General features: G+C 61.3%; 15 protein-coding genes. 13 read left to right on the top strand and 2 right to left on the bottom strand.

What is annotated here, in order from left to right:
* The first annotated feature begins 178 nt into the window (after positions 1-178).
* The 13 genes from CKW25_RS05805 to CKW25_RS05745 all read left to right on the top strand — a co-directional run bounded on the left by CKW25_RS05805 (position 179) and on the right by CKW25_RS05745 (position 18,385).
* Positions 179-1,849, top strand: coding sequence for a PleD family two-component system response regulator (locus tag CKW25_RS05805; RefSeq protein ID WP_095078240.1), 1,671 nt, complete (start codon positions 179-181; stop codon positions 1,847-1,849).
* A 50-nt stretch (positions 1,850-1,899) separates the two neighbouring features.
* On the top strand, positions 1,900-3,861 hold the full coding sequence (locus tag CKW25_RS05800) for a methyl-accepting chemotaxis protein (protein ID WP_095078239.1): 1,962 nt from the start codon (positions 1,900-1,902) through the stop codon (positions 3,859-3,861).
* Between the two features lie 240 nt (positions 3,862-4,101).
* Positions 4,102-5,862, top strand: a complete 1,761-nt coding sequence (locus tag CKW25_RS05795; protein WP_095078238.1) for a protein-disulfide reductase DsbD — start codon at positions 4,102-4,104, stop codon at positions 5,860-5,862.
* 131 nt (positions 5,863-5,993) lie between these two features.
* Positions 5,994-6,446: a type II 3-dehydroquinate dehydratase gene (gene aroQ / locus CKW25_RS05790; RefSeq protein WP_095078237.1), complete on the top strand. Its 453-nt coding sequence runs from the start codon at positions 5,994-5,996 to the stop codon at positions 6,444-6,446.
* Between the two features lie 48 nt (positions 6,447-6,494).
* Positions 6,495-6,950 carry an acetyl-CoA carboxylase biotin carboxyl carrier protein gene (gene accB / locus CKW25_RS05785; protein WP_095078236.1) on the top strand — a complete coding sequence of 152 codons (456 nt, stop codon included), beginning with the start codon at positions 6,495-6,497 and terminating at the stop codon, positions 6,948-6,950.
* A 17-nt stretch (positions 6,951-6,967) separates the two neighbouring features.
* Complete coding sequence (gene accC, locus CKW25_RS05780) at positions 6,968-8,326, top strand: acetyl-CoA carboxylase biotin carboxylase subunit (protein WP_095078235.1); 1,359 nt, start codon at positions 6,968-6,970, stop codon at positions 8,324-8,326.
* A gap of 328 nt (positions 8,327-8,654) precedes the next feature.
* Positions 8,655-9,533: a 50S ribosomal protein L11 methyltransferase gene (prmA, locus tag CKW25_RS05775; protein ID WP_095078234.1), complete on the top strand. Its 879-nt coding sequence runs from the start codon at positions 8,655-8,657 to the stop codon at positions 9,531-9,533.
* Positions 9,534-9,563: 30 nt separating this feature from the next.
* Positions 9,564-10,820, top strand: a complete 1,257-nt coding sequence (locus CKW25_RS05770) for a DUF3426 domain-containing protein (RefSeq protein ID WP_095078233.1) — start codon at positions 9,564-9,566, stop codon at positions 10,818-10,820.
* A 186-nt stretch (positions 10,821-11,006) separates the two neighbouring features.
* Positions 11,007-12,017, top strand: coding sequence for a tRNA dihydrouridine synthase DusB (gene dusB / locus CKW25_RS05765; protein ID WP_095078232.1), 1,011 nt, complete (start codon positions 11,007-11,009; stop codon positions 12,015-12,017).
* On the top strand, positions 12,014-12,334 hold the full coding sequence (gene fis, locus CKW25_RS05760) for a DNA-binding transcriptional regulator Fis (RefSeq protein ID WP_095078231.1): 321 nt from the start codon (positions 12,014-12,016) through the stop codon (positions 12,332-12,334). Before dusB ends, fis begins: the two co-directional genes overlap by 4 nt.
* 82 nt (positions 12,335-12,416) lie before the next feature.
* Positions 12,417-14,024 carry a bifunctional phosphoribosylaminoimidazolecarboxamide formyltransferase/IMP cyclohydrolase gene (purH, locus tag CKW25_RS05755; protein ID WP_095078230.1) on the top strand — a complete coding sequence of 536 codons (1,608 nt, stop codon included), beginning with the start codon at positions 12,417-12,419 and terminating at the stop codon, positions 14,022-14,024.
* A gap of 188 nt (positions 14,025-14,212) precedes the next feature.
* Positions 14,213-15,508 (top strand): phosphoribosylamine--glycine ligase, encoded by a 1,296-nt coding sequence (gene purD / locus CKW25_RS05750; protein WP_095078229.1) that lies wholly within the window; start codon positions 14,213-14,215, stop codon positions 15,506-15,508.
* A 99-nt stretch (positions 15,509-15,607) separates the two neighbouring features.
* Entirely contained in the window at positions 15,608-18,385 is a 2,778-nt protein-coding gene (locus tag CKW25_RS05745) for a hybrid sensor histidine kinase/response regulator (protein WP_095078228.1), read from the top strand.
* Positions 18,386-18,412: 27 nt separating this feature from the next.
* Here CKW25_RS05745 and CKW25_RS05740 read toward each other — a convergent pair whose 3' ends face one another.
* Positions 18,413-19,051 carry a hypothetical protein gene (locus CKW25_RS05740; RefSeq protein WP_095078227.1) on the bottom strand — a complete coding sequence of 213 codons (639 nt, stop codon included), beginning with the start codon at positions 19,049-19,051 and terminating at the stop codon, positions 18,413-18,415.
* Positions 19,048-19,764, bottom strand: coding sequence for a hypothetical protein (locus CKW25_RS05735; protein ID WP_095078226.1), 717 nt, complete (start codon positions 19,762-19,764; stop codon positions 19,048-19,050). The genes CKW25_RS05740 and CKW25_RS05735 overlap by 4 nt, the downstream gene beginning before the upstream one ends.
* Positions 19,765-19,805 lie beyond the last annotated feature (41 nt).

Genomic DNA, 19,805 nt, shown 5'->3' with positions numbered 1-19,805 from the left:
CACAGTCGAGCCGACACTATAAAGGAAGGACGGCCCAGAGCCTACGCGACCAGCCGGTCATAAACTGAATCGTGTCGCTGTGCAGATTATTGACTTACGGCACTCATGCCATCGAAAAGAGATGCTAGCATAGAGCCACCAGTCGACCTCAGCATGCACCCTCACTAGTAGTCAGGATATGACCGAGCCAGAAGACCCCAGCCGTGAGCGCCTCAAGCAGCACTTTGCCCAGCGGGTAATTCATCAAGCACGTCAGATTCTTGAGATATGGCAGCGCCTGCAACGCAGCGAATGGTCGGCGGCCGATCTGTCGGAACTCAGTGAGGCGAACCTGCGCCTGTTGCGCTTTGCCGAGCGTTTCGAACAGACCGAGCACACCCAACTGGCCCACAGCATCACCCAGTCACTGCAGGCCGTCGACGCCAACCGCGGACGCCTGAGCAGCGGGCTGATCACTGACCTGAACCGGTTGATGCAGCGCTTGTCACGCACCGGCCTGCGCCAGGGCGACCAGCTCGAACAAACCTTCCTGCCGCCACTGCGCAAGCCGATCTATGTCTTGCTGCAGGACCACGACCGCGCCGAACGCCTGGCCAAACAACTCGAATTCTTTGGCCTCAGCGCCCAGTCCCTGGACAGCGTGGCGGCCTTTCGCTCGTCCATGGTGGAGCGACTGCCAGCGGCAATTGTCATGGATGTCGACTTCGCGGGCCCAGGCCTGGGCCTGCAACTGGCGGCCGAAGCCCAGGCCGGGCTGGAGCATAAGCTGCCGCTGCTGTTCTTCAGCCTGCTGGAAACCGACACCCCGACACGCCTGGCGGCGGTACGTGCCGGCGGCCAGGAGTTCCTGACCGGCACCCTCGAAGCCTCGAGCCTGCTGGAAAAAATCGAGGTCCTGACCTGCGTCGCCCAGTACGAACCCTATAAAGTGCTGATCATCGATGACTCGCGCGCCCAGGCCCTGCACACCGAGCGCCTGCTCAACAGCGCCGGGATCGTCACCCGCACCCTGATCGAACCGATCCAGGCGATGGCCGAACTGGCCGACTTCCAGCCCGACCTGATTATCCTCGACATGTACATGCCGGCCTGCACCGGTACCGAACTGGCCAAGGTGATCCGCCACAACGACCGTTATGTCAGCGTACCGATCATTTACCTGTCGGCCGAAGACGACCAGGACAAGCAGCTCGATGCCATGAGCGAAGGCGGTGACGACTTCCTGACCAAGCCGATCAAGCCCCGCCACCTGATCACCACCGTGCGCAACCGCGCCGCCCGGGCACGCAACCTCAAGGCGCGAATGGTTCGTGACAGCCTGACCGGCCTGTACAACCACACCCACATCCTGCAACTGCTCGAAGACTGCTCATTCCGCGCGCGCCGCGAACAAAAGCCACTGAGCTTCGCGATGCTCGATATCGATCACTTCAAGCGGGTCAACGACAGCCACGGTCACCCCATGGGCGACCGGGTGATCAAGAGCCTGGCGCTGTTTCTCAAGCAACGCCTGCGCAAGACCGATTTCATTGGCCGATACGGCGGCGAAGAATTCGCCATCGTCATGCCGGACACCGATATCGAGTCGGCCTGCAAAGTGCTCGATGAAATCCGCCAGCGCTTTGCCGAGATTCACTACCCGGCCCAGCCGCACGACCTGTGGTGCACCTTCAGCGCCGGCGTGGTGGACCTGCAGGAAGACTCCGACAGCCTGATGATGGCCAGCCTGGCCGACGCTGCGCTGTACCGCGCCAAGGACGCCGGACGCAATCGGGTTCAGGCGGCGCGCCGACCAAAGCAAAGTGCCACCTTTTCATCCGAATCCACTGAATCGGTCATACCGCTGTAACACAAGCGCAATAACTTCAGGCGCCTCCCTTCTGTCGTTGGTTGCCCACGATGCGCCTGAAGTTGCTGACCAATCTCAACTCCCTGCTGTTAGTCGCGGTGTGCATCGCACTCGGTGCCACATTGTGGTGGTCGCAAAAGGCTCTGGAACGCCCTTATCTGTTGATGGAGCGGTACCTGGGCCTGTCGCAGTTGTTCCATAACCATGTGGCGCGCAATGTCGAAGACTACCTGGCCAGCGGCGATGCCCTGCGCTTGAGCGGCGCCAGCCAGGCCCTCGACACCCTGCAAAAAGAGCTCAACGAGATGCCGGCGGACCTGGCACAAAGCCTGCGCCCCAGCCTTGCCGACCTCGACGAATTCAGCAGGACCGAACTGCTAGCCGCGGGCAAGCTGGCCGGTGACCCGCAAGCCTTGCTGCTACAGGCCGAACGCGAACTGGGCGCGAGCCTCGAACAACTCAGCCAATACGCCACCGGCGCCAGTACACCCGAGACGGCGGCTTACCTGGCGCCACTGCTGGCCGCCGCGCAGCACCTGGGCAAGCTGTCGCTGGCCCGCGACAAACTGGTCAGCAGCGGTCGTAGCGAACTGGCCGGCGACGTGGAGCGTGAGCTCGCCAGCATCCGCGCCCAAGCCGTGCTGATCGAGGCTTTGCCGTTGCTCGGCGTCGCCGCCCACCAAGCCTCCAACGCCGACGACTTCGCCGCGATGATGGGCCTGGAAAGCAGCGAAAAAACCGTCGTCGAAGATGCTGGCACCGGCTTCAAGCGTGAACTGTCCAGCCTGCTCGCCCGCTACCCCGCTGAACTGGCCCGCACCCGCGAGCAGATCCAGAAACGAGCCGACCTCAGCGCCGCCACCCATGTGAAGATGGACGCCGTGCAGCAAGCCATTGCCGCACTGGAGCCGGCCGTCCGCGCCCAGCATGGGCAAATCCAGAGTGAAGTGCGGCTGATCCAGGGCGTGATGATTGGCCTGATCCTGTTGATTGCACTGCTGATCGATACCTTGCAACGACGCCTTGCCCGGGTGCTGACCAACCTGGCTCCGGCGCTCTCGACCTGGGCTGAAGGTGACTTCAGCCGGGACATCCAGTTGGGCTCGACCAACCGCGAACTGCACGACATTCAAGAGTCGCTCAATCGCCTGCGCGTGTATCTGGTGGACCTGGTGGGGACCATCCGGCAAAACGCCGAACAAGTGGCGGGCAGCAGTCGCGTGCTGGCCGAACTGAGCCGCGACCTGCACAACGGTGCCGAGCATCAGGCCGGCGACACCGCGCTGATCCGCGATTCCCTTGGCGAACTGGAAGCGACCATCCAGCAAGTGGCCGGCGATGCCAGCCAGGCCGCCGATGCCAGTCGTCATGCCGGCCTTGCGGTCGAGCATGGGCAGCAGGTCATCGGCTTGAGCCTGACCGGGCTTCACGCCCTGGTCGGTGAAGTCCAGGGTAATGCCCAAATGATCGAGCACCTGGCCGAGGAGTCGGCAACCATTGGTGGCGTGCTGACGGTGATTCGCTCGATTGCCGACCAGACCAACCTCCTGGCCCTGAACGCCGCTATCGAAGCGGCCCGCGCCGGAGAGATGGGCCGCGGCTTCGCAGTGGTCGCCGAAGAGGTTCGCTCGCTGGCGCAACGCACCGCGGGTGCCACGGCCGAGATCCAGGCCTTGATTGGCGCCCTGCAACTGGCGGCAAGGCAATCGGTGGAGGGCATGCGCGCGCAGGTCGAACACGCCGAGGCCACTGCCAGCCAGGCACAAGCGGCAGACGGCGCGCTGGATAAAATTGTCGGTGCGATCCAGACCATCGCCGACACCGCCGCACGCATCGCCGATGTCACCGCTCAACAAAGCGGCGCGGTCAGCGAGATCCGCGACCACAGCGAGCGCATCCACCAGTTGGGCGGGGAGAACCTGGTGCGCATCGGTGAGGGCCGCAGTCAGGGCGAAAACCTGCTGGTGCTGGGCGGGCAGTTGCATACCGCCGTGCAGGCCTTTCGTGTCTGACACAACCCCTGAACCAGGCAACCGCTCTGTGGCGAGGGAGCTTGCTCCCGCTGGGGTGCGCAGCAACCCTGAAACCTGCAACTCGGTTGTGTCAGGCATACCTTGCTCTCTGGCTTTGCGACTGCTACGCAGCCGAGCGGGAGCAAGCTCCCTCGCCACGATGAATTATCGAAACCTCTGGCTCGGCAGTCATCGGCGCCGTCCGCTATCATGCGCACATCTTTGATACGCGAGATTGTCATGCGCCGCCTGCTCTGCCTGATGCTGTTGATCCTGGCCCTACCGGTACACGCTACCGGCCTGCTGGACAGTCGTCCCAGTTCGACCCTGGGCGCGATCAACAACAGCGCCGATTTCCTGCCGGTACGCAAAGCCTTCCAGCTGAGCCTGGTGGAAGCCACGCCGCAGTCGATCAAGCTGCGCTTCGTCGCCACCGAGGGGTACTACCTCTACCGCCATCGCTTCCAGTTTCGCAGCGATCCGGCCGACGCAGGCCTGGGTGCCGTTCAACTGCCGGCGGGCGAGAAAAAGCACGACGAGTACTTCGGCGATGTCGAGGTCTACCACGGCATTCTCGACGTAGAACTGCCCCGCAACAGCGCCGACCCACGCGCCTTTACCCTGGTCGTCACTTATCAGGGCTGCGCCGACAAGGGGTTGTGCTACCCACCGGAAACCGAACGCCTGCAGATCGATGGCGCAACCGCCAGCAACGAGCCCGGCGCTGCCTGGAGCTGGCGTGAACTGGCGCTGTTCTTTCTCGCGGGCCTGAGCCTGACCTTCACCCCTTGCGTGCTGCCAATGCTGCCGATTCTCTCCGGCGTGGTGCTGCGCGGGCAAATTGGCGGGCTGCGTGGTTTCAACCTGTCGCTGGCCTATGTGCTGCCGATGGCCGCCTGCTTCGCCTTGCTCGGTGCCTTGATGGGGTTGTTCGGTGCCCAGTTGAACCTGCAGGCACGCCTGCAATCGGCCTGGGTGCTGGTGCCGTTCGCCCTGTTCTTCGCCGCCTTTGCCCTGGCGATGTTCGGGATGTTCGAACTGAAGCTACCGTCTGCCATCAGCAGCCGCCTGGACCGCATTGCCGGGCGTACCGAAGGCGGTTCGCTGTGGGGCGCGGCGGTGCTTGGCGTGGTCTCGAGCCTGTTGGTCTCGCCTTGCGTGTCGGCCCCCCTGGCCGGCGCTCTGTTGTACATCAGCGCCAGCGGCGACGCGCTGGGCGGTGCATTGAAGCTATTCGTGCTGGGCCTGGGCATGGGCGCCCCCTTATTGCTGGTGGCCACCGGCGGGGCGGCCTGGTTGCCCAAGAGCGGGCCCTGGCTGGTGTATGTGAAGAACGCGATCGGCGTATTGTTGCTGGGCTTGGCGATCGGCTTGCTCAGCCGCGTACTGCCAGGACAAGTCACCTTGCTGCTGATCGGCTTGCTGACGGCAGGAGTGGGGTTGTTCCTCGGGGCACTGGAGTTCGTCTACAAACCACCGCGCAAACGCCTCGGCCAATTGCTCGGAATGTTCCTGATCTTTTATGGCCTGGCCTGCTGGTACGGCGCCTTCAGCGGCCAGACCGATCCCTTCAATCCGATTGGCCAGCCCCGGGTCATCAACGCCGCCGGTAGCCCACCAGCTCCAGACGCCGGCCAGTGGCAGACCATCAGCACCCCGGCGGAACTCGACCAGGCCCTCGCCGAGGCGAAAGCCGCCAACACCCCGCTGCTGCTCGACTGGTACGCCGACTGGTGCATCAGCTGCAAAGTCATCGAGCATGAGGTGCTCAACGATCCCATGGTCGTCGAACGCCTCAACGGCTACCGGCTGATCCGCTTCGACATAACGGCCAGCAACGCCGAACAACGCGCCCTGCTCGACCGCTACCAACTGTTCGGGCCACCGGCCCTGATGTTTTTTGGCAAGGACGGCAATGAACGTACCGACGTGCGGGTAATCGGCGAGATCACGGCGCGGGAGTTCGCCGAACGCGTCGCCAGAGCGAATGACCAGATTTAATCAGTCGGTCATATAAATCGCGCAATCATCGGTCATTGTGCTGGCTATTGCAGAGAACTGGACAGTCACAAAGGCTTTGCGGCATAGTCGCCGGGTTCTGATACCTGCACATAGATAACAAGGAACAGCAGATGGCGACCCTTTTGGTGCTGCACGGACCCAACCTGAACCTGCTCGGCACCCGTGAACCGGGTGTCTACGGCGCCGTGACCCTGGCCCAGATCAATCAGGACCTGGAACAACGGGCCCGTAATGCCGGCCACCATTTGCTCTACCTGCAAAGCAACGCCGAGTATGAATTGATCGACCGCATCCACGCCGCCCGCGACGAAGGCGTGGACTTCATTCTGATCAATCCAGCAGCTTTTACGCATACAAGTGTCGCATTACGTGACGCGCTGCTGGCGGTGAGCATCCCATTCATCGAAGTGCATTTGTCTAACGTGCACAAACGCGAACCTTTCCGCCATCACTCTTACTTCTCCGACGTAGCGGTGGGAGTGATCTGCGGCCTTGGCGCCAGCGGTTATCGACTGGCCCTGGAGGCCGCCCTGGAACAGCTTGAAAGACCGGCAACGGCTTGAACAACAAGCGTTAAACGCCCCTGACCGACCCTTGGGAGTTGATGATTCATGGATATCCGTAAAGTTAAGAAACTGATCGAACTGCTGGAAGAGTCCGGCATCGACGAGCTCGAGATCAAGGAAGGCGAAGAGTCCGTACGCATCAGCCGCCACAGCAAGACCCCGGCCCAGCAGTACTACGCACCGGCTCCAATGGCAGCGCCTGTCGCCGCCCCTGCCGCTGCGGCTCCAGTCGCTGCGCCTGCCGCTCCGGCCGCACCAGTACTGAACGGCACCGTTGCCCGTTCGCCGATGGTGGGTACGTTCTATCGCAAATCTTCGCCAACTTCGCCGTCCTTCGTTGAAGTGGGGCAAAGCGTGAAAAAAGGCGACACCCTGTGCATCGTCGAAGCCATGAAGATGATGAACCACATCGAAGCTGAAACCAGCGGTGTGATCGAGTCCATCCTCGTCGAAGACGGCCAGCCGGTTGAGTACGACCAACCGCTGTTCACCATCGTTTGAACCGCGGAGAGCCTTTGATGACTGCGAAGTTGGAAAAAGTTCTGATCGCTAACCGCGGTGAGATCGCCCTGCGGATTCTGCGTGCCTGCAAAGAGATGGGCATCAAGACCGTCGCCGTTTACTCCAAGGCCGACAAAGAGCTGATGCACCTGGGCCTGGCAGACGAATCCGTCTGCATCGGTCCGGCATCGGCCGCCCACTCCTACCTGCACATCCCGGCGATCATCGCAGCTGCCGAAGTGACGGGCGCCACGGCCATTCACCCTGGCTACGGCTTCCTCGCGGAAAACGCCGACTTCGCCGAGCAGGTCGAGAACTCCGGCTTTGCCTTCATCGGCCCGAAAGCCGAGACCATTCGCCTGATGGGCGACAAGGTGTCGGCCAAGCACGCGATGATCGCCGCTGGCGTTCCAACCGTTCCAGGCTCCGACGGCCCGCTGCCGGAAGACGAAGAAACGGCGCTGCGCATCGGCCGTGAAGTCGGCTACCCGGTGATCATCAAGGCCGCTGGCGGCGGCGGTGGTCGCGGCATGCGCGTGGTGCACAAGGAAGAAGACCTGATTTCCTCGGCACAACTGACCCGCTCCGAAGCAGGCGCGGCGTTCGGCAACCCGATGGTCTACCTGGAGAAATTCCTGACCAACCCACGTCACGTGGAAGTCCAGGTACTTTCCGACGGCCAAGGCCATGCCATCCACCTGGGTGATCGCGATTGCTCGCTGCAACGTCGCCACCAGAAAGTCCTCGAAGAAGCGCCGGCACCGGGCATCGACGAGCAGGCTCGCCAGGAAGTCTTCGCCCGCTGCGTCAAGGCGTGCATCGACATTGGCTACCGTGGCGCCGGCACGTTCGAGTTCCTGTACGAGAACGGCCACTTCTACTTCATCGAGATGAACACTCGTGTCCAGGTAGAGCACCCGGTATCGGAAATGGTCACCGGCATCGACATCGTCAAGGAGATGCTCAGCATCGCCGCCGGCAACAAGCTGTCGTTCACCCAGGATGACGTGGTCATCCGCGGTCACGCACTGGAATGCCGGATCAACGCCGAAGACCCGAAAACCTTCATGCCGAGCCCGGGCACGGTCAAGCATTTCCACGCGCCAGGCGGCAACGGCGTTCGCGTCGATTCGCACCTGTACAGTGGTTATGCCGTGCCACCGAACTACGACTCGTTGATCGGCAAGCTGATCACTTACGGGGCCACCCGTGACGAAGCCATGGCGCGCATGCGCAATGCGCTGGACGAAATCGTGGTCGACGGCATCAAGACCAACATCCCGCTGCACCGCGACCTGACCCGCGACGAAGGCTTCTGCAAAGGGGGCGTGAACATTCACTACCTCGAGCACAAGCTGGCTGGCGAAAAGCACTAAGCTTTAGTCGGTATGCGACAAGGCCGCCTTCGGGCGGCTTTGTTGTATCTGGACATTACTGCGTACCGTATCTCTGTGGCGAGGGAGCTTGCTCCCGCTCGGTTGCACAGCAACCGCAAAACCATCAAGCCGGGCCAGACCAGACAGAACCGTGCCTGCCGTTTTGGGACCGCTTCGCGCTCCAGCGGGAGCAAGCTCCCTCGCCACAGGTCTTTCGTTCACACCTGAACTCTACCAACCCGGTCGTCATCTGCCCCGCGCTCGCGTAAACTTGCTCGCTTCTCGCAGCCCACTAGGCTGCAATCAATATTTTTCAAAGGTGCCCGCCATGCCTTGGCTGCAAGTCCGTCTCGCCATCAGCCCAGAACAAGCCGAAACCTATGAAGACGCTTTCCTTGAAGTGGGCGCCGTATCGGTGACCTTCATGGACGCCGAAGATCAGCCGATCTTCGAGCCGGAACTCAACACCACCCCGCTGTGGTCGCACACCCACTTGCTGGCCCTGTTCGAAGGCGGCACCGAAGCCGCTGCAGTGCTGGCCCATCTGGAACTGCTGACCGGCAGTCCGCTGCCCGAGCATCACAGCGAAGTCATCGAAGACCAGGACTGGGAACGCAGCTGGATGGACGGCTTCCAGCCGATGCGTTTCGGCCAGCGCCTGTGGATCGTGCCGAGCTGGCACGCCGCCCCGGAGCCTGATGCCGTCAACCTGCTGCTCGACCCGGGCCTGGCCTTCGGCACCGGCACCCACCCGACCACCGCCCTGTGCCTGGAATGGCTCGACGGCCAGGACCTGAAAGACTGCAACGTGCTGGACTTCGGCTGCGGTTCCGGGATCCTCGCGATCGCCGCGTTGCTGCTGGGCGCCAAACAGGCCGTCGGCACTGACATCGATGTGCAGGCGCTGGAAGCCTCCCGCGACAACGCCGGACGTAACAACATCGCCGAAGCGCTGTTCCCGCTGTACCTGCCTGAAGACCTGCCGCAGGTTCAGGCCGATGTACTGGTGGCCAACATCCTCGCCGGCCCGCTGGTTTCCCTGGCGCCGCAACTGTCCAGCCTGGTCAAGGCCGGCGGTCGCCTGGCGCTGTCAGGCATCCTCGCCGAACAAGGCGAAGAAGTGGCAGCGGCTTACGCCCAGGACTTTGACCTGGATCCGATCGCCAATCGCGATGGCTGGGTGCGCATTACCGGTCGCCGGCGCTAAAATGAGCCTCTGCAGACTCCGGATGGCCGCATGACCGATAGCTTCGTCACCCAATGCCCGCATTGCAAGACCAGTTTCCGCGTCAGCCACTCTCAATTGAGCGTGGCTCGTGGTGTGGTGCGCTGCGGCTCGTGCCTGCAAGTGTTCAATGCTGCACGGCAGTTGCTCGAGCAACGCATGGGCGAACAGGCGAGCGCGCTCAGCTCGTCGCCATCGGTCGAAACGGCACCCGAGCAACGGGCCATCAGCCAGAAGCAGTGGACCGCCTCCGAGCTTGACCTGGACCACCTCGACCTCGACGAAGAACTCGCCAAGCTCGAACAACGGGAAATCCAGCCCGCCAAGGAGTTTGGCCAGGAGCACAAGCCCCGGGAAGATTCGCTGAGCGCACGCCGTGACGCCAACGAAAGCGAAGCACCGTGGCCCGACAGCCTGTTCAGCGAGCCTGCAGCGGAACGCGCCTTGTCCAGCGACACGTCCCCGACACCTGCAACAAGCGGGATGCTGGACGAAGATGAGCCGACAAAGCCTTCACGCACTGAACCTTCCCTGTCCCTGGAACTGGTCGACCTCGACGACGAACCCGAGACGCCGCCACTGCGCCTGGAACCCCAGGAGGAAGACGAGGAGCCGAGCGCCTCGCACGAACGGTTCAGCGCAACCGACGACGACCCCGAGCCGATCCCGCAGGCAGCCGAACCCGTACGCAAGCGACGCGCGCGAGGCGAGCCGGCCATGCACGACGACGTGCTGCGAGACCTGGTCGACGATCCGCTGCAACTGGACTGGCAACAACGCCGCTCTCCCTGGGGACGCCGGCTGTTCTGGAGCCTGATGGTACTACTGGCCGCTACCGCCCTTGCCGGCCAGTACATCGCCCATCACTTCGACGAACTGGCTCGCCATGACCAGTACCGCCCCTGGTTCCAGCAACTGTGCCCGCAGATTGGCTGCAACGTTCCGTCCAAGGTCGACATCGCAAAAATCAAGAGCAGCAACCTGGTGGTGCGCAGCCATCCGGACTTCAGTGGTGCCCTGGTAGTAGACGCCATCATCTACAACCGCGCGCCCTTCTCCCAGCCATTCCCCCTGCTGGAACTGCGCTTTGCCGACCTCAACGGCCACTTGATCGCCAGCCGTCGCTTCAAACCGGGTGAATACCTCAACGGCGACCTGGCCGACCTTGCGGAAATGCCCCCGCAAACCCCGATCCATATCGCCCTGGACATCCTCGATCCCGGCCCGAAAGCGGTGAATTACAGCCTCAGCTTTCATTCCCCGGAGTGAATCGGTTCAGTCGCGCCGGGTGGATGGCGACCCTCCGACAACCCGCGAGCCGAGTCAAACTGCTGGCAATAACGGATTAACTGTTCAGATTTTATCCAGTTCAGCCTTTATCCAGTCATCGAGAGCGGGTATCATGCCAACCCTTTTTCGAACTCTCATGATCCTACCCCACAACAGGGAAGACCTATGTCGGCGGTACGCATCGGCCCATATACATTGCACAACGGCTTGATTCTCGCCCCAATGGCGGGCGTCACCGACCAGCCCTTTCGTCAGCTGTGCAAGCGACTGGGTGCAGGGCTTGTAGTCTCGGAAATGGTCACCAGTGACATGAGCTTGTGGAACACCCGCAAATCACGTCTGCGCATGGTCCACGAAGGTGATCCCGAGCCGCGCTCGGTACAGATCGCCGGCGGTGATGCGCAGATGCTGGCGGATGCGGCCCGGGCCAACGTCGAGCTGGGTGCACAGATTATTGATATCAACATGGGTTGTCCGGCGAAAAAAGTCTGCAACAAAGCCGCCGGTTCTGCTTTGCTCAAAGATGAAGACCTGGTAACCGAGATCCTGCAGGCCGTGGTGGCTGCGGTTGATGTGCCGGTGACCCTGAAGATTCGCACCGGCTGGGACCGGGCGAACAAGAACGGCCTGACGGTGGCAAAGATCGCCGAACAGGCAGGCATCACGGCGTTGGCGGTGCACGGCCGCACCCGCGCCGACCTGTATACCGGTGAAGCCGAGTACGACACCATTGCCGCGATCAAGCAGGCGGTGTCGATCCCGGTCTTTGCCAATGGCGATATCGACTCGCCTGAAAAGGCCCGGCACGTGCTTGACGCGACCGGGGCCGATGGCCTGTTGATAGGCCGGGCCGCCCAGGGGCGGCCATGGATTTTTCGTGAGATCGAGCACTACCTGCGTACCGGTGAAAAACTGCCGGCACCGGAATTGATCGAGGTGGAACGTATTCTGCTTGAGCATCTGGCCGCGCTGCATGCCTTCTATGGGGATGTCATGGGTGTACGCATTGCACGCAAGCATGTCGGCTGGTATCTCGCAACCCTGCCGGGCGCCAGGGAGTTTCGCGCCCACTTCAATCGTTTGGATGGTACGGAAGCACAATGCGCCAACGTTCGAGAGTTCTTCGCCGAACGTTACAAGAGCCTGACAGGGGACGGAGAAGGGGTGGCCGCATGACGATGATGACCGAGACTTTAGTGAGTGGAACAACACCCGTGAGCGACAACGTGAATTTGAAACAGCACCTCAATACGCCCAGCGAAGAAGGCCAGACCCTTCGCGGGAGTGTCGAGAAGGCGCTGCACAATTATTTCGCCCACCTTGAAGGCGCCGCCGTCACGGATGTGTACAACCTGGTGCTCTCCGAAGTCGAGGCGCCCCTGCTCGAAAGCGTGATGAGCTACGTCAAGGGCAACCAGACCAAGGCCAGCGAGATGCTCGGACTGAACCGTGGCACCTTGCGCAAGAAACTCAAGCAGTACGATTTGCTGTAAGCATTCAATCAAACCAGAAAGGCGCCCGCGTAAAACCGGTCGCCTTTTTTGCTGACTTCCTTTGCTTTTGATGGAAACTGAGATGACCGACCAGACTACCCGCCTGCCGATCCGCCGCGCCTTGATCAGCGTTTCCGACAAGACCGGGATCCTCGAATTCGCCAGGGAGCTCGAAGCGCTCGGCGTCGAGATCCTCTCCACCGGCGGGACGTTCAAGCTGTTGCAGGACAATGGCGTAGCCGCTGTGGAAGTCGCGGATTACACCGGTTTCGCCGAGATGATGGACGGCCGGGTGAAAACCCTGCACCCGAAAATCCACGGCGGGATCCTGGGTCGTCGCGGTATCGACGACGCCATCATGAACGAGCATGGCATCAAGCCGATCGACCTGGTCGCGGTCAACCTGTACCCGTTCGAAGCCACCATCAGCAAGCCGGGCTGTGACCTGCCGACCGCCATCGAGAACATCGACATCGGCGGCCCGACCATGGTTCGCTCGGCAGCCAAGAACCACAAGGACGTGGCCATCGTGGTCAATGCCGGCGACTACGCCAACGTCCTGGAAAACCTCAAGGCCGGTGGCCTGACCTACGCCCAGCGCTTCGACCTGATGCTCAAGGCGTTCGAACACACGGCCGCCTACGACGGCATGATCGCCAACTACATGGGCACCGTGAACCAGGCCGCTGATACCCTCAGCACCGAAGGTCGCAGCGAATTCCCGCGCACCTTCAACAGCCAGTTCATCAAGGCCCAGGAAATGCGCTACGGCGAGAACCCGCACCAGAGCGCGGCGTTCTACGTGGAAGCCAAGCCTGCCGAAGTGGGCATCGCCACCGCGACCCAACTGCAAGGCAAGGAACTGTCGTACAACAACGTAGCCGACACCGATGCGGCGCTGGAATGCGTGAAGAGCTTCGTCAAGCCGGCGTGCGTGATCGTCAAGCACGCCAACCCGTGCGGCGTTGCGGTCAGCCCGGACGCCGAAGGCGGCATCCGCCAGGCCTACGAACTGGCCTACGCCACCGACACCGAATCGGCGTTCGGCGGCATCATCGCGTTCAACCGCGAACTGGATGCTGAAACGGCCAAGGCCATCGTCGAGCGTCAGTTCGTCGAAGTGATCATCGCCCCATCGGTCAGCGAAGAAGCGCGCGCCATTGTGGCGGCGAAAGCCAACGTGCGCCTGCTGGCGTGCGGCGAGTGGTCGGCTGACCGCGCCGCTGCCTGGGACTACAAGCGCGTCAACGGCGGCTTGCTGGTACAGAGCCGTGACATCGGCATGATCGGCAGTGAAGACCTGAAGGTCGTGACCCAGCGCGCTCCGACCGAGCAAGAGATCAACGACCTGATCTTCGCCTGGAAAGTGGCCAAGTACGTCAAATCCAACGCCATCGTCTACGCCAAGAACCGTCAGACCATCGGTGTCGGCGCCGGCCAGATGAGCCGCGTAAACTCGGCCCGTATCGCGGCCATCAAAGCTGAACACGCCGGCCTGCAAGTACAGGGCGCCGTCATGGCCTCCGATGCGTTCTTCCCGTTCCGCGACGGCATCGACAACGCGGCCAAGGTCGGCATCACCGCGGTGATCCAGCCAGGCGGCTCGATGCGTGACAATGAAGTGATTGCGGCTGCCGATGAAGCCGGCATCGCCATGGTCTTCACCGGCATGCGCCACTTCCGTCACTAATATGACAACGGCCGCACTGAAGCCGGCATCTGCTGCGTTGGAGCCGACCTCGATGATGCTCATTGCCAGAAGGCAACTCCGCTCATCGAGGCCGACTCCGCCTTGCATCTACCGACTTCAGTGCGCCCTCCTACAGCGTAAAGCGCTTTAGGCTCTAAACAGAATTAGCGTCATCCGAGGTTTTTGAAATGAATGTTTTGATCATTGGCAGCGGTGGCCGTGAACACGCCCTGGCCTGGAAAGTGGCTCAGGATCCGCGCGTGCAGAAAGTTTTCGTTGCCCCGGGCAACGCCGGCACGGCCATTGAGGCCAAGTGCGAGAACGTCGCCATCGACGTCCTGGCGCTTGAGCAACTGGCTGACTTTGCCGAGAAGAATGTCTCCCTGACCATCGTCGGGCCGGAAGTCCCGCTGGTGGCTGGCGTGGTCGACCTGTTCCGCGCCCGTGGCCTGGACTGCTTCGGTCCAACCGCCGGCGCGGCCCAACTGGAAGGCTCCAAGGCCTTCACCAAGGACTTCCTGGCGCGCCACAAGATCCCGACCGCCGATTACCAGAACTTCACCGAGATCGAGCCAGCCCTGGCTTACCTGCGTGAAAAAGGTGCACCGATCGTGATCAAGGCCGACGGCCTGGCCGCCGGCAAAGGCGTGATCGTTGCCATGACCCTGGCTGAAGCCGAAGATGCCGTACGCGACATGCTCGCCGGCAACGCCTTTGGTGACGCCGGTTCGCGCGTGGTGATCGAAGAGTTCCTCGACGGCGAAGAAGCCAGCTTCATTGTCATGGTCGACGGCAAGAACGTATTGCCGATGGCCACCAGCCAGGACCACAAACGTGTTGGCGACGCCGACACCGGCCCGAACACCGGCGGCATGGGTGCTTACTCCCCTGCCCCGGTCGTCACCAGCGACGTTCACCAGCGCGTCATGGACCTGGTGATCTGGCCAACCGTGCGTGGCATGGCCGAAGAAGGCAACGTCTACACCGGCTTCCTCTATGCCGGCCTGATGATCGACAAAGCGGGCAACCCGAAAGTCATCGAGTTCAACTGCCGCTTTGGTGATCCGGAGACCCAACCGGTGATGCTGCGCCTGCAGTCGAGCCTGGTGTTGCTGGTCGAGGCGGCACTCGCCCAGGCACTGGACAAGGTCGAAGCACAATGGGATCCGCGCCCAAGCGTCGGCATCGTACTGGCCGCCGGCGGTTATCCGGGCGACTACGCCAAGGGTATCGCCATCGAAGGCCTGGATGCAGCCGCAGCACTGGAAGGCAAAGTCTTCCATGCAGGCACCGCCCTTGAGGACGGCAAGGTGGTGACGGCCGGTGGCCGAGTGCTGTGCGCCACTGCCATGGGCGCGAGCGTCGATGAGGCCCAGCAACAGGCTTACAAGCTGGCCGCGAAGATCGACTGGCAAGGCTGCTTCTATCGCAAGGACATTGGCTACCGCGCCATTGCCCGCGAGCGTGGCGAAAATCAGGAATAAGCCAGCCATTCGGCCAAGCAAGGGCCCAGGGCCCTTGCCTGATTATTCCAACGCCGCGCATAGTTATAATCTGGCATCAATCTACGAAGGGATTTCGCCTTGCGCTGGCTCAGGATCGCCATAGGACTCACCGTCACATTGCTGACCCTGCTCTGCATGCTCCCGGCCCAGGCCGTCGCGCAAGGCAGTGGCTGGGCGGTATTGCTCGACGAACAGGGCACCCTGCAACTGGGCGACATTCGCTCGGCGCGCTACACCAACCAATTCAGCCCGATTGAACCCGACCAGATCACCGCCGCCGATCCCGATGGCGCCTTGTGGCTGCGCTTTCGGCTCAACCCTGGCAAACACGAACAACTGCTGCGTATCTTTGCCCCCGACCTGTTGCATCTGGATCTCTACGTTCTGGACGGCGACACGCTGATCGACCAGACCACCAGCGGCAATGATCAACCGCTGACCGAACGTCCGCTGCCCAGCACCGACTTCATGGTGCCGCTGCCTCAGCGTAGCGAGCCCCTCGACGTGTACCTGCGGCTGGTTTCCGAAAACCAGCTACGCCCCTATATCACCCTGCAATCAGCCGTACTGACCGCCGCCAATCAGACCCAGACACTGATCTATGGCCTGCTGTTCGGTTGTATCGCGATGCTGATCCTGCACAACCTCACGCGCTATGCCTATACCCGCTCGCGAAGCTGCCTGTGGCTGGCGGCCTGTGAAGGCTTGTTGTTGCTCGGGATGCTGTTGCTCCTGAACCTGGCAGGTCCATGGCTTCCCGACTGGAATGCCGTGCAAGCACCTGAAGCCTACCTGGCCCTGCTGCTGACAGCGCCTTGCGGCCTGATGTACACCTACTGCTTCTTCAGTCCGCTCGGGCCGCATCCACTCGACAAACTGCTGATGGGCGACATCCTGCTCATTGTCGTCTGCAGCCTGCTGCTACTGTTCGTCGACACCCTGCCACTGAACATCATGACCTATGGGCTGGTTGCCCTGGCCGGATTGAGCATGCTCTTCGTCGGCGTCTATCACTGGCTGAAAGGCTATCGCCCGGCACGCCTGTTCGTCGTGTCCATGGTGGTGTTCAACGCCGGTACGCTGATTATCCTGCCCGCACTGCTGGGGCTGACCCTCGTCGCGCCACAAAGCCTGATCATGGCCTTGCTCGCGTTCATCTGCCTGAGCGGCCTGTTGATGGGCATCGCCTTGAGCGAACGCCAGCGCAGCATTATCGAAAGCCGCTTCAGCATCAGCCGTGACCTGGCGGCAAGCAATGCCGAGATCAACGCCAAGGCCGAGTTCCTGGCAAAAATCAGCCATGAAATCCGCACCCCCATGAACGGTGTACTGGGCATGACCGAACTGTTGCTGGGCACGCCGCTGTCGGTCAAGCAACGCGACTACGTGCAAACCATCCACAGCGCCGGCAACGAACTGCTCACCCTGATCAACGAAATCCTCGACATCTCAAGGCTCGAGTCCGGGCAGATCGAACTGGACGACGTGCAGTTCGACCTCAACGCGCTGGTCGAAGATTGCCTGAGCATCTTCCGCGCCAAGGCCGAACAACAGAACGTCGAGCTCATCAGCTTCATCCAGCCCCAGGTTCCCCGGGTGATCAGCGGCGACCCGACGCGCCTGCGCCAGACGCTGTTGAGCCTGCTGGAAAACGCCATGAAGAAGACCGAGGAAGGCGAGATCCTGATCGTCGTGGCCCTGGACGAACTGAGCAGTACACCGCGCTTGCGCATTGCCGTGCAAGACAGCGGGCTACCCATGGAAGCAGAAGAACGAGAAGCGTTGCTGCACGCTGAGCTCAACAGCAAGAACGTCCTCTCCGCCACTCGCCTGGGCGGCAACCTGGGGCTGGTGATCGCACGCCAGCTGATTCTGTTGATGCACGGTGAGTTCGGCATCAAGAGCGGCAGCAGCCAGGGCAGCACCCTGTGGCTGACCTTGCCACTGGACCCTGACCGCCTGGAACATCCGACCTGCGACCTGGACGGCCCGCTGCAAGGTGCACGGGTGCTGGTCGTGGACGACAACGATACCTGTCGCAAAGTCCTGGTCCAGCAATGCAGCGCCTGGGGCCTGAATGTCAGCGCGGTGCCGTCCGGCAAGGAGGCCCTGGCGTTGCTGCGCACCAAGGCGCACCTGCGGGATTACTTCGACGTGGTCCTGCTCGACCAGAACATGCCCGGCATGACCGGTATGCAACTGGCGGCGAAGATCAAGGAAGATCCAAGCCTGAACCACGATATCCTGCTGATCATGCTCACCGGCATCAGCAATGCGCCGAGCAAGATCATCGCGCGCAACGCCGGTATCAAACGGATCCTGGCCAAACCCGTAGCCGGCTATACCCTCAAGACCACCTTGGCGGATGAGTTGAACCAGCGCAACAAAGGGCAAGCCAGCGCAACGCACATGTCCTCCCCGGTCCCCGCCGCGATCAACGTCCCCTGCGACTTCCGCATTCTGGTGGCCGAAGACAACAGCATCTCGACCAAAGTCATTCGGGGCATGCTCGGCAAGCTCAACCTGTCGCCCGATACCGCGAGCAATGGCGAAGAAGCCTTGAAGGCGATGAAGGCCCAACGTTATGACCTGGTGTTGATGGATTGCGAAATGCCGATCCTCGACGGCTTTTCGGCCACGCAACAATTGCGGGCCTGGGAAGTCGGCAATCAACGCTCCCGCACGCCGGTGGTCGCACTGACCGCGCACATCCTTGCCGAACACAAGGAACGCGCACGCCAGGCCGGCATGGATGGTCACATGGCCAAGCCAGTCGAACTGTCGCAGTTGCGCGAACTGATCGAGCACTGGGTCGCCCAGCGCGACCTTCAGCACCGGACAGCCTCGACCTCCTGAGCAATCGGGCACTCAGGTCATCAGACTTCAGATCTCCAGGCGCCTCAAATACTCCATTGATTGGGACAATACCGCTTTTTTCACCTTCTCCCGGAACTGGGCGTAATAAAGTGTATTAAACGTAATCACCGACATCTGTTCGGTACTGCCGTGCACCTGCTTGACGCTATCAACAAACAGAAATCGCGATACACTTTGGCGAATCGTGAACTGCCGATGATAGAGGCCCATCTCCACCTTGTTCGGGCCCTTCAAGCTGCAGGGAATCATTTGAAAACAACCTGCATCCTGTGAAAGGCTCGTCGACTCGAACAACCTGAGCGCCAGTGCATTTTTTTCCAGTGCGACCAAGGCACGCCTGAGCGGGCTAGAAAACATCTCGCCCATACGTGCTGAAATACGCTGCAATGCCAGCTCTCCCATCACATCATCCCGCACCGGTGACAGCGCCTCAGGAGCGGGAACGTCCCAACCGATGTACTTGAGTGTATTGCGATAGAAATCAAACCAGTCGCCCGACAAGCCATCCCTGACAGCATTACGGGTAGCTCTTTGCGCGTACATCGTACTCAGGTAGATATCTTCTCTATGTGACTCAGGCAGATCGCCTGCGAATGCAACGATACTGCCCCCCACCACCGCCGCCTGCGGAATAGAATCGATCATGATCTTGACTCCTGAAAAGGGATATCGATGGCCGCGACGATACCGGTAACGTTGTCACTGAACTTGTCCCTGACCTTCAAGGCAATTGCTTCACGGGAACGCCCATAAAGTGTTTCGGACAGGATCGCATGGGAGTAGCGCACCGAAACGGAACCGTCGATATCCCTGACATCAAATCGCTGTGACCACGGGTTGGGCTCTAGCGCTTGCCGTGTATTGAACTCCAGACACACACTGATCATCGAGGCAGGGCGTCGCGCCAGGATCGCAAGCAAGCGCACCGCGTTCGGCTGAGCAGGAAACTGCGGCCTATCAGCAGCGACCTCTTGCTGCGCGTTACGACGTAACACGCTCATCGCCTCCAGGCAGCAGGACGATCGTGCCGCCCACTCCAGTGACGCGGCCAATACTCGAGCCTCGTCGTGAACCATGTTTGCCATCGTCGCAGTGACCCACTCAAGCGGCGATGCTGTACTGTTCTGTTCAAGAAAAATCTCTTGTTTGCATTTAACGTTGCGAACCCAAAAATCGTCCAGAACACCCATGTAAGCCCCAGACCAACTTGTCGCGCTGTTTTTTTTAATTCTTTTATCCGCTACCAACTGTGCCAACAACACCAAAGTCATTAGATCGTTAGTTTCAGTCTCGCCATAGTCCTTTGGCACAAAAACAATGGCCACCCCATTAACAAATACGGAGCACCTCTTGAGCATATTTAATCCTCACTTATAAAAAGGGCGACCGACACACGGCC

It is taken from the genome of Pseudomonas sp. Irchel s3h17, assembly GCF_900187505.1.
Taxonomy (GTDB): Bacteria; Pseudomonadota; Gammaproteobacteria; order Pseudomonadales; family Pseudomonadaceae; genus Aquipseudomonas.
Note: the sequence above shows the minus strand (reverse complement) of the source record. Positions and strands in the feature narration are given on the sequence as shown.